Raw genomic sequence first — 14,322 nt, forward strand, 5'->3', positions numbered from 1 at the left:
TGGGAGCGGGGGGTTGGTTGCGTCCGGGCCCGGCGAATTCCCGGGCCCCCGGGCGAGCGGTGTGCCGGCCGGGGCCCGCCGGGACCCGTCAGGACCGGGCGACGTTGCGCTCGTAGACCAGGCGCAGGCCGATGAGCGTGAGCCACGGCTCGTGTTCGTCGATCACCGATGCCTCGCCGAGGACCAGCGGCGACAGCCCGCCGGTGGCGATGACCGTGACGTCGTCGGGGTCGTCGGCGAGCTCGCGCGCCATGCGGTTGACGACGCCGTCGACCTGGCCCGCGAAGCCGTAGAGGATGCCGGACTGCATGGCCTCGACGGTGTTCTTGCCGATGACGCTGCGCGGGCGGGCCAGCTCGATCTTGCGGAGCTGGGCGCCCTTGACGCCCAGTGCCTCCACGGAGATCTCGATGCCCGGGGCGATCACCCCGCCCGCGTACTCGCCACGGGCGCTGACGGCGTCGAAGGTCGTGGCCGTGCCGAAGTCGACGACGACGCACGGGCCGCCGTAGAGCTCGACGGCCGCGACGGCGTTGACGATGCGGTCGGCGCCGACCTCCTTGGGGTTGTCCATGAGGATCGGCACGCCGGTCTTGACGCCCGGCTCGACCAGGACCGCGGGGACGTCGCCGTAGTAGCGGCGGGTGACCTCGCGGAGCTCGTGCAGGACGGAGGGGACCGTGGAGCAGATGGCGATGCCGTCGATGCCGTCACCCAGCTCCTCGCCGAGCAGCGGATGCATGCCCATCAGGCCCTGGAGCAGGACGGCCAGCTCGTCGGCGGTGCGGCGGGCGTCGGTGGACACCCGCCAGTGCTCGACGATGTCCTCGCCGTCGAACAGGCCGAGGACGGTGTGGGTGTTGCCGACATCGATGGTGAGCAGCATCAGGCCCCCTCCTCCCGGAGGTCCAGGCCGATGTCGAGGATCGGGGAGGAGTGGGTGAGCGCGCCGACCGCGAGGTAGTCGACGCCGGCCTCGGCGTAGGCGCGGGCGTTGACCAGGGTCAGGCGGCCGGAGGACTCCAGCATCGCGCGGCCCGCGACGAGCTCGACGGCCTCGCGGGTCTGCTCGGGGGTGAAGTTGTCGAGCAGGATCAGGTCGGCGCCCTCGGCGAGCACCGGCGGGATCTGGTCGAGCCGGTCCACCTCGACCTCGACGGGGACGTCCGGGAACCGGGCGCGGACGGCCCGGAACGCCTCGGCGACCCCGCCCGCGGCGACGACGTGGTTGTCCTTGATGAGCGCGGCGTCCGACAGGGACATCCGGTGGTTGACGCCGCCGCCGCAGCGCACGGCGTACTTCTCCAGGGCGCGCAGGCCGACCGTGGTCTTGCGGGTGTCGCGGACGGCGGCCTTGGTGCCCTTGAGGATGTCGCTCCACTCACGGGTGGCGGTGGCGATGCCGGAGAGGTGGCAGAGGATGTTGAGGGCGCTGCGCTCGGCCGTGAGCAGGTCACGGGTGAGGGTCCGCACGGACAGCAGCTTCTGGCCGGCCGTCACACGGTCGCCGTCCTCGACGTGCCGCTCAACCTCGAACTCGTCGGTACAGACGACGGAGAGGATCGCCTCGGCGATGCGCAGTCCGGCGACGGTGCCGTCCTCGCGGGCGGTGAAGTCGGCGGTGGCGACGGCGTCCCCGGGGATGGTGGCGACGGTGGTGACGTCCTCGCCGCCGTCGAGGTCCTCCTCGATCGCGAGGTGGGCGAGATCCTCGATCTGGAGGGGGTTCAGGCCCGCCTCGGTGAGGAGCGCGGCGAGGGCGGGGTCGAGCCCGCACTCCGTCTCGCCCTCCATGAAGATCTCGCCGCAGCCGCAGCCGTCACCGCAGCCACCGGCGGTGGCCACGACGGGTTCTTCTCCGGGCAGGGCGATCCGGTGCAGGGCGAGGTCTTCGGGGGTGCTCACGCTGGTCTCCTTGGGGGCGGAGGGGATGACGGGCGGGAATGCGGCCGAGTCCGTGCGGGAGACGGCGAGCGTGCGGTCCGGGCGGAGGGTCACCCGGAGGTGGTGGCGCCAGGCGGTGTCGTCGCGCTCTGGGCGGTCCTCGCGCCAGTGGCAGCCGCGGGTCTCCTCGCGGCGCAGGGCGGCGGCGACCAGGACACGGGCGACGAGGAGGAGGTTGGTGGCCTCCCAGCTCTCGGTGCCGGGCGCTTCCAGGGTGCTCGCCCGCTCGGTGTCGATGCGGTCCAGCTCGGCGGCGGCGCGGCGGAGGCTCGCGGCCGAGCGCAGGACGCCGGCACCGGCCGTCATGGCGCGCTGGATCTCCAGGCGCGCCTTGGGCGGTACGAGGAATCCGGCCGTCTCCCACGGGGCGGGGGTGCCGGGCAGCTCGTCCTCGGCGGGCACGGGCGGGCGACCGGGCGCGTGCCGGAGGGAGGCGATGTCCGCCGCGATGCGCTCGGCGAAGACCAGGCCCTCCAGCAGGGAGTTCGAGGCGAGCCGGTTCGCGCCGTGGACGCCGGTGCAGGCGACCTCGCCGCAGGCGTAGAGGCCCTCGATGGTGGTGCGGCCGCGCAGGTCCGTGCGGACGCCGCCGGAGGCGTAGTGGGCGGCGGGCGCGACGGGGACAGGCTCCGTCACGGGGTCGATGCCGTGGGCGCGGCAGGCGGCGAGGATGGTGGGGAAGCGGCTCGCCCACATCTCGGCGCCGAAGTGCCGGCCGTCGAGGTACATGTGCTCGGTGCCGGTCTCCCGCATCCGCCGCATGATGCCCTTGGCGACGATGTCGCGGGGGGCGAGCTCGGCGAGCTCGTGGGCGCCGACCATGAAGCGGTGGCCGTCGGCGTCGACGAGGTGGGCGCCCTCGCCGCGGACCGCCTCGGAGACCAGGGGCTGCTGGCCCTCGGCGTCGGGGCCGAGCCACAGGACGGTGGGGTGGAACTGGACGAACTCCAGGTCGGAGACCTCCGCCCCGGCGCGCAGGGCGAGGGCGACGCCGTCGCCGGTGGAGACGGCGGGGTTGGTGGTCGCGGAGAAGACCTGGCCCATGCCGCCGGTGGCCAGGACGACGGCCTCGGCGTGGACGGCGCCGACGCCGTCGACCTTGCCCTCGCCCATGACGTGCAGGGTGACGCCGGCGGCGCGGCCCTCGTCGTCCTTGAGGAGGTCGAGGACGAGGGCGTGCTCGATGGTCTCGATGCTGGCGGCGCGGACGGCCTCCACGAGGGCGCGGGAGATCTCGGCGCCGGTGGCGTCGCCGCCGGCGTGGGCGATCCGGCGGCGGTGGTGACCGCCCTCGCGGGTCAGCAGGATCTCGCCGCTGTCGGCGTCGGTGTCGAAGTGCGCGCCGGTGGCGATGAGCCGGCGCACGGCGTCGGGGCCCTCGGTGACCAGGGTGCGGACGGCCTCCTCGGAGCAGAGGCCGGCGCCGGCGACGAGGGTGTCGTCGAGGTGCTGCTCGGGGGTGTCGCCCTCGCCGAGCGCCGCCGCTATGCCGCCCTGGGCCCAGCGGGTGGAGCCGTCGTCCAGACGGGCCTTGGTGACGACGGTGACCTTACGGCCGGCGGCGGCGCAGCGCAGCGCGACGGTCAGGCCGGCGACGCCGGAGCCGATGACGACGACGTCGGCCCGGGTCGCCCAGCCGGGGTGCGGCGCGTGCAGGCGTATCCCGGTCATCGCGGGCCTCCGAGCGTCAGGGGGATGTTGTCGATGAGGCGGGTGGTGCCCACCCGGGCGGCGACCGCGAGGACGGCCTCGCCGGTGTGGTCGTCGGGGACCTCGGTGAAGTCGGCGGGGTCGACGAGGGCCACGTAGTCGAGGACGAGCGGGGGCTCCATCGCCGCGGCGGCGTCGAGGACCGCCCGGGCGGAGCGGCGGACGGGACCGGCGCCGAGCTCCTCCGCCGTCGCGGCCGTGAGCAGGGCGCGGGAGATCTCCAGCGCGGTGGCCCGGTCGGCCTCGGAGAGATAGCGGTTGCGGCTGGAGAGGGCGATGTTGTCGCCCTGCCGGACGGTGGGGACGCCGACGATCTCGACCGGGAAGTTGAGGTCGCGGACCATGCGGCGGATCAGCGCGAGCTGCTGGGCGTCCTTCTGCCCGAAGAGCGCGACGTCCGGCAGGGAGAGGTGGAGGAGCTTGGCGACGACGGTGAGCACGCCGTCGAAGTGGCCGGGGCGGGAGGCGCCTTCGAAGCGCTCGCCCATGGGCCCGGCGGTGATCCGGACCTGGGGCTCGCCGCCGGGGTAGACCTCGTCGACGGACGGGGCGAAGACGGCGTCGGCGCCGGCCGCCCCGGCCAGCTCGACATCGGCTTCGAGGGTGCGCGGATAGCGGTCGAGGTCCTCGCCGGCGCCGAACTGGAGCGGATTGACGAAGACCGTGACGACGACCTGGCCCTCGGGCCCGACCAGCCCGCGGGCGGTGCGGATCAGGGTGGCGTGGCCCTCGTGGAGGGCGCCCATCGTCATCACGACGGCCCGCCGTCCTTCGCGCGGCAGGGCGTGGAGCTCCTCCGCGGTGCGCGGCAGCTGGGTGATCATGCGATGTCTCCGTCCGCGAGGACGCCGAGGAGGTCCTCCGCCAGTTCGGGCTTGAGCAGGCCGTGCGCGAGGGCGCGGTCCGCGGTCGTACGGGCCATGGCCAGGTATCCGGCGACGGCCTGGGGGGCGTGGGCGCGCAGCTCCTCGATGTGCGCGGCCACGGTGCCGGCGTCGCCGCGCGCCACCGGTCCGGTGAGGGCGGCGTCACCGGCGCGCAGGACGTTGTCGAGCGCGGCGCCGAGGAGGGGGCCGAGCATGCGGTCGGGGGCCGAGACCCCGGCGGTCCGCAGCAGCTCCATGGCCTGGGCGACCAGGGTGACCAGGTGGTTGGAGCTCATGGCGAGGGCCGCGTGGTAGAGCGGACGGGCTTCCTCCGCGACCCACTCGGGCTCGCCGCCCATCTCGATGACCAGGGCCTCCGCGGCGAGCCGCAGCTGGTCGGGGGCGGTGACGCCGAAGGAGCAGCCGGCCAGCCGCTCGACGTCGACCGGGGTGCCGGTGAAGGTCATGGCCGGGTGCAGGGCGAGCGGCAGGGCGCCGGCCCGGCGCGCCGGATCGAGGACGGCCGTGCCGTGGCGGCCGGAGGTGTGCACGAGGAGCTGGCCGGGGCGGACGGCGCCGGTCTCGGCGAGCCCCGCGACGAGGCCGGGCAGGACGTCGTCGGGGACGGTGAGGAGGACCAGCTCGGCACGGGCGAGCACTTCGGCGGGCGGGACGAGCGGGACGTCCGGGAGCAGGGCGGCGGCCCGGCGCACGGAGGCGTCCGAGACTCCGGAGGCGGCGACCGGACGGTGCCCGGCCAGCTTGAGAGCGGCGGCGAGCGAGGGGCCGACACGGCCCGCGCCGACGACACCGACGGTGAGCCTGGCGGGTCGGTCCTGGGGGCTCGGGTGCTCCGGGAGGGGATGTGCGTTCACGCGGCGACGGCCTTCCGTTCCAGTCCGCGGGGGGTACCGGACGATTCCCTCGTCATGCTACGCGAGTGGAAGGGGACCGCTTCTGGGCGTCCCCAGCCCTGTGGAAAACCCTGGGCCGGGATCCGGGGCCCGCCTGTGGACAACCCGGGGGCGGCCCGCCGGACGCGTCATGCTCGACGCATGGGCGGGGTCGAGCACGTCGGGATCGGGGCGGTGGGCCGCCGCGGGGTCCGCCGCGGGGTCGACTGCCGGGGCGCGGGAGTCGCCGTCGCCGGGGCGGTGGGAGCGGCGGGGGTACGGGCGGTGGAGGTACGGACGGTGGGGGTACGAGTGGCGGGGGTACGGGCGGCGGGCCACAGGAAGGCGAGGAGCGCGCGCCGGCGGGCCCGGCGCTCGGCGGCCCGCCGGTCGACGACGGCCCGGAACTCCCGCCGGGTGCGTACCTCACGGGCGAGGGCCCGCTCCCCCGTGCCCGGGGCGGGCGGGGCCGGGTCCCCGTGCTGTGCGGCGCGGTAGAGGTCGAGGAGGTGCTGCTGTGCGGCGTCCATGCGACCCACCTTGCGCCGCCTTCGCGCCGACCGCCCCGTCGATTGACGAGGACCGTCAAATGACGTCCCTACCTGCGGAAAGGCAGCGAGGATGAGGCCATGAGCGTGGACATCGACATCACCGGCCTGCCGCACGAGCGCGTCGGCTTCCACCTGTCGCCGCTGGCCGAGCTGGGAGCGATGCTGCACGCGCTGTCCGAGCCGGCCCACCACCCCGGGCTGCACGGCTGGGCCACGGCCACCGCCTCCGCCCTCAGACCTGACCTCGCCGACCGGCTGACCGAGGCCGACTTCCTGTGGCGCTCGATGCGCTCGGACATCCTGCTGCCCGCCGTCCCCCGGGCCACGCTCGCCGAGGAGCTGGACGACCTCGACCTGATGGACGACGACACCTTCGTCTCCGCCGCCTTCGAGATCACCTGCTCGGCCGACTACGGCTGGCCCACCGCCTCGCCGCTGGTCGATCCCCGGCAGCGGGCGCGGGTCCGGGAGCTGTCAGCCGCGCGGGGGCCGCGCCAGGCCGAGTTCACCGAGCGGATGCTGAAGGACCCGGCGGCGCTGCGGGCCTGGCTGCGCCGCCTCTTCGAGGACTGCGAGGAGGCGTTCTTCGCCGACAACTGGCAGCGCGTCCGGGTACAGCTCGCCGCCGACGCCCGCCACAAGGCCGATCTGCTGCGCCGTAAGGGGCTCGCCGAGGCCCTCACGGCCGTCTCCCCCGCCGTGTCGCTCACCGAGGACGGCTCCCGCATCGTCATCGACAAGCTGGCCAACGGCCGGACCAAGGCCTACGGCGACTCGGTGACGTTCCTGCCGACGGCCTTCGGCTGGCCGCACCTGCTCCTCGTCTACCGCCCCGGCTGGCGGCCGGTGGTGCAGTATCCGATCACCACGGCCGACCTCCCCCAGGTGAGCGCCCCGCGACAGGTCCAGCAGCGCCTGGAGGCGCTCGCCCACCCGGTGCGGATGCGGCTGTGCCGCACCCTGGCCCGCGGCCCGCACACCACGGGCGAGCTGGCCGCCGCCTACGACCTGACGCCGCCGGAGGTGTCCCGGCACATAGCCGTGCTGAAGAAGGCGGGGCTGCTGAGCACGCGGCGGCGGGGGCGGTACGTGCTGCACCAGCTGGATCTGACGGTGGTGGCGCGGATCGGGAGCGACTTCCTGGAGACGGTGCTGCGGTGAGCGGGGCGGGCGGGGCGGGGGCCTGGGGTGGCCGCTGCGCGGGGCTTTGTCCCCTACCCGCCCCTTCCCTCTGCATCCGATGTGCGGCTCCGCCGCGTGGCGGGGGCAAGCCCCCGGGCCCCCTTTTCCGCGCTTCGCGCGGTGTCCTCAAGCGCCGGACGGGCTGATTTTCAGCCCGTCCGGCGCTTGAGGACATTCGGGAAGGGGCGGGGCTGGGGAAAGACCGCCGGAGGCACCTACTACCCCGCCCCGCCCCCCGCCCGCACCAGCCCGCTCTCGTACGCGAGGACAACCACCTGCACCCGGTCCCGCAGCCCCAACTTCGTGAGGATCCGCCCGACGTGCGTCTTGACCGTGGCCTCCGACAGCACCAGCCGGGCCGCGATCTCACCGTTGGACAGGCCCTGCGCGACCAGCAGCATGACCTCGCGCTCGCGCCCGGTGAGCCGGGCCAACTCGGCGCTCGCCGGTTCCTTCGTGGTGCTGGGCAGCATGGGGGTGAAACGATCCAGCAGGCGGCGCGTCGTGCTGGGCGCCACCACCGCGTCGCCGCTGTGGACGGCCCGGATCGCGCCCAGCAGCTCGGCCGGGGGCACGTCCTTGAGCATGAAGCCGCTGGCCCCGACCTTCAGCGCGGAGAAGGCGTACTCGTCGAGGTCGAAGGTGGTCAGGATCAGCACCTTCGGGGCACCCTCCTGGAGACAGATGCGGCGGGTCGCCTCCACCCCGTCCAGCCTGGGCATGCGCACGTCCATCAGGACGACGTCCACCTCCGTACCGGCCAGCACCTCCAGGGCCTCCGCGCCGTCCCCGGCCTCGGCGACGACCTCCATGTCCGGCTGGGCGGCCAGCACCATGCGGAATCCGGTGCGCAGAAGCACCTGGTCGTCGACGAGCATCACGCGGATCGACATGCGGTCGTCCCTCTCTAGCGGTCGGATCATGTTCCGGCGGTCGGATCGTGGCTGTTCGGATCGTGGCTGTTCGGATCGGATCGTAGGCGGTCGTCGGGTCGATGGAGCGGAACGGTCCGCTCAGTAGGACGGAAAGGAGTCCGGGCAGGGACCGGGCAGCGGACCGCCGGGGGGCGGCACGGCGCCCGGATCAGCCGGGGGAGGCGGCAAAGCGCCCTTATCAGCGGCCTCCCGGCTTGATCGGCAGCAGCACGCTGATCCGGAAGCCGCCCCCGGGCCGCGGCCCCGCGTCCAGCGTGCCGCCGACCATCCCGACGCGCTCGCGCATGCCGATCAGGCCGTGGCCCATGCCGTCCGCGCCGCCCGACTCGTACAGCTCGTGCTGCGCTCCCCGGCCGTCGTCCTCGACCAGCAGGCCCAGCCCGTCGTCGAAGAACGTCAGCCGGACACTGGCCCCGGCGTCCGGCCCACCGTGCTTGCGGGTGTTGGTGAGGGCCTCCTGCACGATGCGGTACGCGGTCAGCTCCACACCGCTCGGCAGCGGCCGGGGCGCGCCCTCCACCTGGAAGTCGACCGGCAGCCCGGCCCCGCGCACCTCCTCCACCAGGTCACCGATCTGCTCCACGTCGGGCTGCGGGACGTACTCGCCGCCCTCGCCGCCCTCCTCGGTGCGCAGCACCCCCAGCAGCCGGCGCATCTCGGCCAGCGCCTGGCGGCCCGTGCCGGAGATCGTCTCCAGCGCCTGCTTGGCCTGCTCGGGCGAGGCGTCCAGGACGTACGCGGCGCCGTCCGCCTGCACCACCATCACCGAGACGTTGTGCGCGACGACGTCGTGCAGCTCCCGCGCGATGCGCGCCCGCTCCGCCGTCACCGCCATCCGCGCCTGCTGCTCGCGCTCCTTCTCCAAGCGGCCGGCCCGCTCCTCCAGCTGCGCCCAGTACGCGCGGCGGGTGCGCATCGAGTCGCCGAGGACCCAGGCCAGCACGAACGGGACGGTCATGAAGACCGTGCCGATGATGTGCTGGTTGACCCCTTGGTCGGGGGAGCTCCAGCGGAGGTTGGCGATCAGCGGGGCGAGCAGCCCGCCGACCAGGGCGAACCGGGAGGCCCAGCGGACCGTCCCGGACGCGACGGTGTAGATGATCACCAGCATCGCGAAGTCGGCCAGCTGCTGCGGGGTGTCGGTGACGAGCTGCGCCACCCCTGCCGCCGTCGCCAGCAGCAGCATCTTCACCGGAGCGCGCCGCCGCAGGGCGACCACCAGGCACAGCACCGCCGCGATCCCCACGGCCGCGAGGGCGTTTCTGTCGCTCTCCTCGGCGGTCACCAGGGCGCTGATGCCGAACAGCAACACGGCCCAGAAGCTGTCCACACCCGTCGGGTGCCTGCGGAGGAAGTCGTAGAGGCGCTGCACGTCACCCAGCGTAGGCACGTCGCGTACGTGCTGGGGTCAATCGGACGATCGATCCGGCGACGCCCCGCCTACTCCCCAAGGTGGAGGCGGTGTGCCCACGAAGGGCGCATAGCGTGTGCGTATGGCAAGCGGAACAAGAACGTGGCGGGCCGCCGCCGAGGCCGCGCTGTACGGCCCGAACGGCTTCTACCGGCGCCCCGAGGGCCCCGCCGGGCACTTCCGTACCTCTGTGCACGCCTCCCCGCTGTACGCCGGGGCCGTCGCCGGGCTGCTGAGCCGGGTCGACGACGCGCTCGGGCACCCGGCGGAGCTGGCGTTCACCGACGTCGGCGCGGGCCGGGGCGAGCTGCTGACCGGAGTGCTGGCCGCCGTCCCGGCCGGGCTGGCCGCGCGGCTGCGCCCGTACGCCGTGGAACGGGCGGCGCGCCCGCCGGGCCTGGACGCGCGCATCACCTGGCTGGGTGACGTCCCGGACGGCGTCGAGGGGCTGCTCTTCGCCAACGAGTGGCTCGACAACGTCCCGGTGGACGTCGCCGAGGCCGACGCGGAGGGCACCGCCCGCCAGGTGCTCGTACAGGAGGACGGCGAGGAGCTGCTCGGCGACCCGGTGTCCGGCGCGGACGCCGAGTGGCTCGCCCGCTGGTGGCCGCTGGAGGGCGCGCCCCCCGGCAGCCGCGCCGAGATCGGCCGGCCGCGGGACGCCGCCTGGGCGCGGGCCGTGGGCAGCCTGCGGGCCGGGCTGGCCGTCGCCGTCGACTACGCGCACCGGCGCGACGCCCGGCCGCCCTTCGGGACGCTCACCGGATTCCGCGAGGGCCGCGAGGTGCGGCCGGTGCCGGACGGCTCGTGCGACATCACCGCCCATGTCGCCCTGGACGCGTGCGCCCGCCCCGGCGGCTCCCTGCTCACCCAGCGCGTGGCGCTGCGCGCGCTCGGCGTCGACGGCGCCCGCCCGCCGCTGTCCCTGGCCTCCTCGGACCCGGCCGCGTACGTCCGGGCCCTGGGGGCGGCCGGCGAGGCGGCGGAGCTGACGGCCCCGGCGGGGCTGGGCGGCTTCGGCTGGCTGCTCCAGCCGGTCGGCGGCGCCTGCGCGGACCTGCTGCGGACCGGCGGCGGCCACCCCGCGGCGGAGGGCTGACAAACTACTCCCCATGGCCCCTCCTCCTCCTGGTCCTCCTGGTTCTCCTGGTTCCACCGGTACCCCCGGCTCCACGGGTCTCTCCGAGACGACCGTCGGTGTGGGCGGCGCCGCGGAGAGCACCGACATGGTGCTCAACATCGGGCCGCAGCACCCGTCCACGCACGGCGTGCTGCGGCTGCGGCTCGTGCTGGACGGCGAGCGGATCCAGCGCGCCGAGCCGGTCGTCGGCTATATGCACCGCGGCGCGGAGAAGCTCTTCGAGGCGCGCGACTACCGGCAGATCATCATGCTGGCCAACCGCCACGACTGGCTGTCGGCGTTCTCCAACGAGCTGGGCGTCGTCCTCGCCGTGGAGCGGATGCTCGGCATGGAGGTGCCGGAGCGCGCCGTGTGGACGCGGACGCTGCTGGCCGAGCTCAACCGTGTGCTCAACCATCTGATGTTCCTCGGCTCCTACCCCCTGGAGCTGGGCGGCATCACCCCCGTCTTCCACGCGTTCCACGAGCGCGAGGAGCTCCAGACGGTGATGGAGGAGGTCTCCGGCGGCCGGATGCACTACATGTTCAACCGCGTCGGCGGCCTGAAGGAGGACCTGCCGGCCGGCTGGCTCGGCCGGGCCCGGCACGCGGTGGCCCAGGTCCGCTCCCGGATGGACGTCTACGACCGGCTGGTCCTCGGCAACGAGATCTTCCGGGGCCGTACCCGCGGCGTCGGCGTGCTGTCGCGCGACGCCGTGCACGCGTACGGGGTCAGCGGGCCCATCGCCCGCGCGTCCGGCGTCGACTTCGACCTCCGCCGCGACGAGCCGTACCTCGCGTACGGGGAGCTCCAGGACACCCTGAGGGTCGTCACCCGCGAGGAAGGCGACTGCCTGGCCCGCTTCGAGTGCCTGCTGGAGCAGACGCACAACTCCCTGGAGCTGGCGGAGGCGTGCCTGGACCGGATCGGGGAGCTCGCGCCGGGCCCGATCAACCAGCGGCTGCCGAAGGTGCTGAAGGCGCCGGAGGGCGCGACGTACGCGTGGACCGAGAACCCGCTGGGGCTCAACGGCTACTACCTGGTCTCCAAGGGCGACAAGACGCCGTACCGGCTGAAGCTTCGGTCGGCCTCGTTCAACAACATCCAGGCGCTGACCGAGCTGCTGCCGGGGACGCTGGTCGCGGACATGGTGGCGATCCTGGGCTCGCTGTTCTTCGTCGTCGGCGACATCGACAAGTGATCTGCCGACGAGAGATTTACCGGTAGACGGTCTGAGGCCCGTCGACGGGCTCCCGGAACGACGACGGCCCCCGGCGGAGATCCGCCGGGGGCCGTCCGGGCGCGGGCCGCGCGCGGGGCTCCGTCAGGAGATGGCGGTGCGCAGCTCCGCGATGTCTATCTGCTCGGTCTCGTCGTGCGCCGTCAGGTCGATGACGTCGCCCTCGGCCTCGGTGTCGGCACCGGCCTCGACCTCGGCGAGGGCCTCCTCGCCGACGACGTCCGCGAGGTCGGTCTCCTCGACGGGACGCGGGGGCAGGGGCTGCTGTGTGCCGAAGAAGTCGAAGCCGCCCTGGGCGCGGGACGCGCGGCGCCGCGCGGCGGGCTGCTGCGGCACGGCGGCCTTCGGGCCGGCCGGGACCGCGGCGGGGCCGACGGCCTTGGGCGCCTTGTCGGTCGCGATCGCGCTGTCCGTCGCGGACGTCCTGTCCTTCGCGGACGTCTTGCCGGCATCCGCCGACTTGCCGGCCTCCGCCGTCCCGTCCGTCCCGGACGCCTCGCCGGTACCGGACGTCTTCTGCGTCACCACCGGCTTCGCGGCGTCCGCCGCCGGGGTCTCGACGGCGGCGTCGGCGGTCGCGTCGGTGACGGCGGCGGTCGCGTCGGTGACGGCGGCGGTCGCGTCGGTGACGGCGGCGGCCCGCGCGGCCCCGGACGGGCGGAAGGTGTCCGGCGCCGCGGTGGCCGCGCCGTCGGTCGCGACGGTGCCCTCGCCGTCCTCGCCCGCCTCCTCCGCGGCTTCCGCATCGGCCTCCGCCTGCTGGAGCGCGGCGTTGCGCTCCAAGTCGCGAAGGGCCTCGGCGGCCTTGCGGTAGGCGGCCGCGGCGACGATCGAGCCGGGCGTGCCCGCGGGCGCGGTGGACTCCAGGGCCCTCGCGGGGCGGGGCACGGAGCCCCGCGCGACCCGGCGGCCCTCCAGAGCGCTGGCCCGCTCGGTCTCGGCCGTGGCGTAACGGCGCAGCAGATCGGCGTGTTCGGTACGGAGCCGGGCGAGCTCGGCGCGCTTGCCGCGCAGCTTGCCCTCCAGCTTGGCCCGGATCGCGCGGGCCTCCTCCAGCTCCGACTCGAGCTCGGCTATGCGCTCCTCGGTCTTCCACTCGTCCCGCACCCGGGCGGCGGTGAGCTGGGCGACCCGCTTTCCGGCGGAGCGGTCCCAACGGCGCATCAGCACGGCGCCGACCACCGCGGCGGCGGCAGCCGCCGCGGCGAGGCCCCGGATGACGACCGTTTCACCTACCACCCAGGCACCGGCGGCGCAGGCGACCGATGTCGCGGCGACCGACGATGGGGGAAGAAGCCTGTGCAGGGGCGGCGAATGGCGGTGGCGTCCTCGTGGCATGGCCTGAAACTTACCGTGCGTCGCCTCGGGAGTGTGACTCCACCACCAAACTCTTCCCTTGATCTTACTTCTCCCCTACGCCGCTACCCCTCCGCTTCCCCTGCTTCCTCTGCTTCCACTTCTTCCTCTACTTCGTCAACAGCCCCTTGTCCTTGAGGTATCCGGCGGCGACATCCGCGGGCTTGAGCCGTCGCGCGTCCACCTTCTTGTTGAGTTCCGTGAGATCTTCCGTGGTCAACACCCTGGTGAGCTTGGCGAGAGCGTCCGTGATCTTCTGCGAACCCGCCTTCTTCGCATTCACCACGGGCAGTACGTTGTCGGAGTTCTGGAGCTTCTTGTCGTCCTCCAGCAGGACGAGGCCGAACTGTTCGAGCGTCGCGTCCGTGGTCGTGGTCAGCAGCAGCTGGTCCTTGCCCTGCTTGACCGCCTGCTTGGCCTGCGTGCTGCCGACCTCCAGCGGGTCGATGCCGGTGACGTCGATGCCGTAGGTCTTCTCCAGACCGGGCTGGCAGAAGGGCCGCTCAGGGCATTCGTCACCCGCCGCGAGCTTGATCCGCTCCTTCGACTTTCCAAGATCGGAAAGGGTCTTGAGCTGGTGTTTCTCCGCGAACTCCTTGGTCACGGCGAAGGCGTTCTGATCGACGGCGCGACCGGGGTCGAGCACCTTGAGACCGCGCGGCTCGGCGAGTTTCCGGAGCGCCTTCACCGTGGCGCCGGCGTCGGCGGAGGCGACCGGCGGCGCGTCCTTGCCGTTCTGCTTCTTGTTCAGGAATTCGGCGAGCGTGGCGGCATACTCCGGGACGACATCGATCTCGCCCTTCTCCAGTGCCGGTTCATACAGCTCACGGGCGTCCACAGTCTTGATCGACACCGAATATCCGGCGTCCTTCAACAGGCCCGCGTATATCTCCGCGAGCACCTTGGACTCGGTGAAGGAGGCCGATCCGATCACCAGCGAACCCTCGCCCGGCTTCGCCGAGCCGCCACCGCCACCGGACTTCTCCAGGCTGTCGCCGCCGCAGGCGGCGAGGCCCGCGGTCAGGACGGCGACGGCACCGGCCGCCAGGAGGGCGCGGCCGGTCCGCGCGCGACGCGGGGTCCTGCTCATGGGAACTCCGTTCATTTCGGTGGC

12 protein-coding genes and 1 pseudogene are annotated in these 14,322 nt (G+C 73.7%); 3 read left to right on the forward strand and 10 right to left on the reverse strand.

Going from position 1 to position 14,322, the window contains the following annotated elements; genetic code table 11:
• Positions 1-88 precede the first annotated feature (88 nt).
• The 6 genes and pseudogenes from LUZ64_RS26825 to LUZ64_RS26850 form a co-directional block, all read right to left on the reverse strand.
• On the reverse strand, positions 89-886 hold the full coding sequence (locus LUZ64_RS26825; RefSeq protein WP_087926920.1) for a type III pantothenate kinase: 798 nt from the start codon (positions 884-886) through the stop codon (positions 89-91).
• On the reverse strand, positions 886-1,794 hold the full coding sequence (gene nadC, locus LUZ64_RS26830; protein ID WP_232390391.1) for a carboxylating nicotinate-nucleotide diphosphorylase: 909 nt from the start codon (positions 1,792-1,794) through the stop codon (positions 886-888). The genes LUZ64_RS26825 and nadC overlap by 1 nt, the downstream gene beginning before the upstream one ends.
• Positions 1,795-1,911: 117 nt before the next feature.
• Positions 1,912-3,615, reverse strand: a pseudogene (locus LUZ64_RS26835) (L-aspartate oxidase); the annotation flags it as partial.
• A complete protein-coding gene (gene panC, locus LUZ64_RS26840; RefSeq protein ID WP_095579456.1) occupies positions 3,612-4,478 on the reverse strand; it encodes a pantoate--beta-alanine ligase in 867 nt (288 codons plus the stop codon). The pseudogene LUZ64_RS26835 and the gene panC, both read right to left, overlap by 4 nt.
• A complete protein-coding gene (locus tag LUZ64_RS26845) occupies positions 4,475-5,395 on the reverse strand; it encodes a Rossmann-like and DUF2520 domain-containing protein (RefSeq protein WP_095579457.1) in 921 nt (306 codons plus the stop codon). Before LUZ64_RS26845 ends, panC begins: the two co-directional genes overlap by 4 nt.
• A 167-nt stretch (positions 5,396-5,562) precedes the next feature.
• Complete coding sequence (locus LUZ64_RS26850; protein ID WP_232390369.1) at positions 5,563-5,943, reverse strand: hypothetical protein; 381 nt, start codon at positions 5,941-5,943, stop codon at positions 5,563-5,565.
• 99 nt (positions 5,944-6,042) lie between these two features.
• On the opposite strand from LUZ64_RS26850, the gene LUZ64_RS26855 reads away from it, so the two are divergent.
• Positions 6,043-7,125 (forward strand): DUF5937 family protein, encoded by a 1,083-nt coding sequence (locus LUZ64_RS26855; protein WP_095583302.1) that lies wholly within the window; start codon positions 6,043-6,045, stop codon positions 7,123-7,125.
• Between the two features lie 239 nt (positions 7,126-7,364).
• Here the strand turns inward: LUZ64_RS26855 and LUZ64_RS26860 are convergent, their stop codons facing one another.
• Together LUZ64_RS26860 and LUZ64_RS26865 are read right to left on the reverse strand one after the other, a co-directional pair.
• A complete protein-coding gene (locus LUZ64_RS26860) occupies positions 7,365-8,039 on the reverse strand; it encodes a response regulator (RefSeq protein ID WP_095583179.1) in 675 nt (224 codons plus the stop codon).
• Between the two features lie 220 nt (positions 8,040-8,259).
• The gene (locus LUZ64_RS26865) at positions 8,260-9,453 is read right to left on the reverse strand and encodes a sensor histidine kinase (protein WP_095583185.1); all 1,194 of its coding nucleotides are present in this window, start codon (positions 9,451-9,453) and stop codon (positions 8,260-8,262) included.
• A 121-nt stretch (positions 9,454-9,574) separates the two neighbouring features.
• Here LUZ64_RS26865 and LUZ64_RS26870 point away from each other — a divergent pair, with 121 nt between their 5' ends.
• Positions 9,575-10,591 carry an SAM-dependent methyltransferase gene (locus tag LUZ64_RS26870; protein ID WP_095583180.1) on the forward strand — a complete coding sequence of 339 codons (1,017 nt, stop codon included), beginning with the start codon at positions 9,575-9,577 and terminating at the stop codon, positions 10,589-10,591.
• A 127-nt stretch (positions 10,592-10,718) separates the two neighbouring features.
• Positions 10,719-11,813: an NADH-quinone oxidoreductase subunit D gene (locus LUZ64_RS26875; protein WP_095583186.1), complete on the forward strand. Its 1,095-nt coding sequence runs from the start codon at positions 10,719-10,721 to the stop codon at positions 11,811-11,813.
• Between the two features lie 123 nt (positions 11,814-11,936).
• Here the strand turns inward: LUZ64_RS26875 and LUZ64_RS26880 are convergent, their stop codons facing one another.
• Together LUZ64_RS26880 and LUZ64_RS26885 are read right to left on the reverse strand one after the other, a co-directional pair.
• A complete protein-coding gene (locus LUZ64_RS26880) occupies positions 11,937-13,091 on the reverse strand; it encodes a hypothetical protein (protein WP_308251440.1) in 1,155 nt (384 codons plus the stop codon).
• A gap of 226 nt (positions 13,092-13,317) precedes the next feature.
• A complete protein-coding gene (locus tag LUZ64_RS26885) occupies positions 13,318-14,298 on the reverse strand; it encodes an ABC transporter substrate-binding protein (RefSeq protein ID WP_095583182.1) in 981 nt (326 codons plus the stop codon).
• Positions 14,299-14,322 lie beyond the last annotated feature (24 nt).

The sequence above is a fragment of the Streptomyces albireticuli genome (assembly GCF_021228125.1).
Classification (GTDB): domain Bacteria; phylum Actinomycetota; class Actinomycetes; order Streptomycetales; family Streptomycetaceae; genus Streptomyces; species Streptomyces albireticuli.

Excerpts from the sequence above, each read along its gene's own strand:
- LUZ64_RS26825 (WP_087926920.1), bottom strand. The coding sequence starts at position 886 with ATGCTGCTCACCATCGATGTCGGCAACACCCACACCGTCCTCGGCCTG.
- nadC (WP_232390391.1), bottom strand. The coding sequence starts at position 1,794 with ATGGAGGGCGAGACGGAGTGCGGGCTCGACCCCGCCCTCGCCGCGCTC.
- panC (WP_095579456.1), bottom strand. The coding sequence starts at position 4,478 with ATGATCACCCAGCTGCCGCGCACCGCGGAGGAGCTCCACGCCCTGCCG.
- LUZ64_RS26850 (WP_232390369.1), bottom strand. The coding sequence starts at position 5,943 with ATGGACGCCGCACAGCAGCACCTCCTCGACCTCTACCGCGCCGCACAG.
- LUZ64_RS26855 (WP_095583302.1), top strand. The coding sequence starts at position 6,043 with ATGAGCGTGGACATCGACATCACCGGCCTGCCGCACGAGCGCGTCGGC.
- LUZ64_RS26860 (WP_095583179.1), bottom strand. The coding sequence starts at position 8,039 with ATGTCGATCCGCGTGATGCTCGTCGACGACCAGGTGCTTCTGCGCACC.
- LUZ64_RS26870 (WP_095583180.1), top strand. The coding sequence starts at position 9,575 with ATGGCAAGCGGAACAAGAACGTGGCGGGCCGCCGCCGAGGCCGCGCTG.
- LUZ64_RS26875 (WP_095583186.1), top strand. The coding sequence starts at position 10,719 with ATGGTGCTCAACATCGGGCCGCAGCACCCGTCCACGCACGGCGTGCTG.
- LUZ64_RS26885 (WP_095583182.1), bottom strand. The coding sequence starts at position 14,298 with ATGAGCAGGACCCCGCGTCGCGCGCGGACCGGCCGCGCCCTCCTGGCG.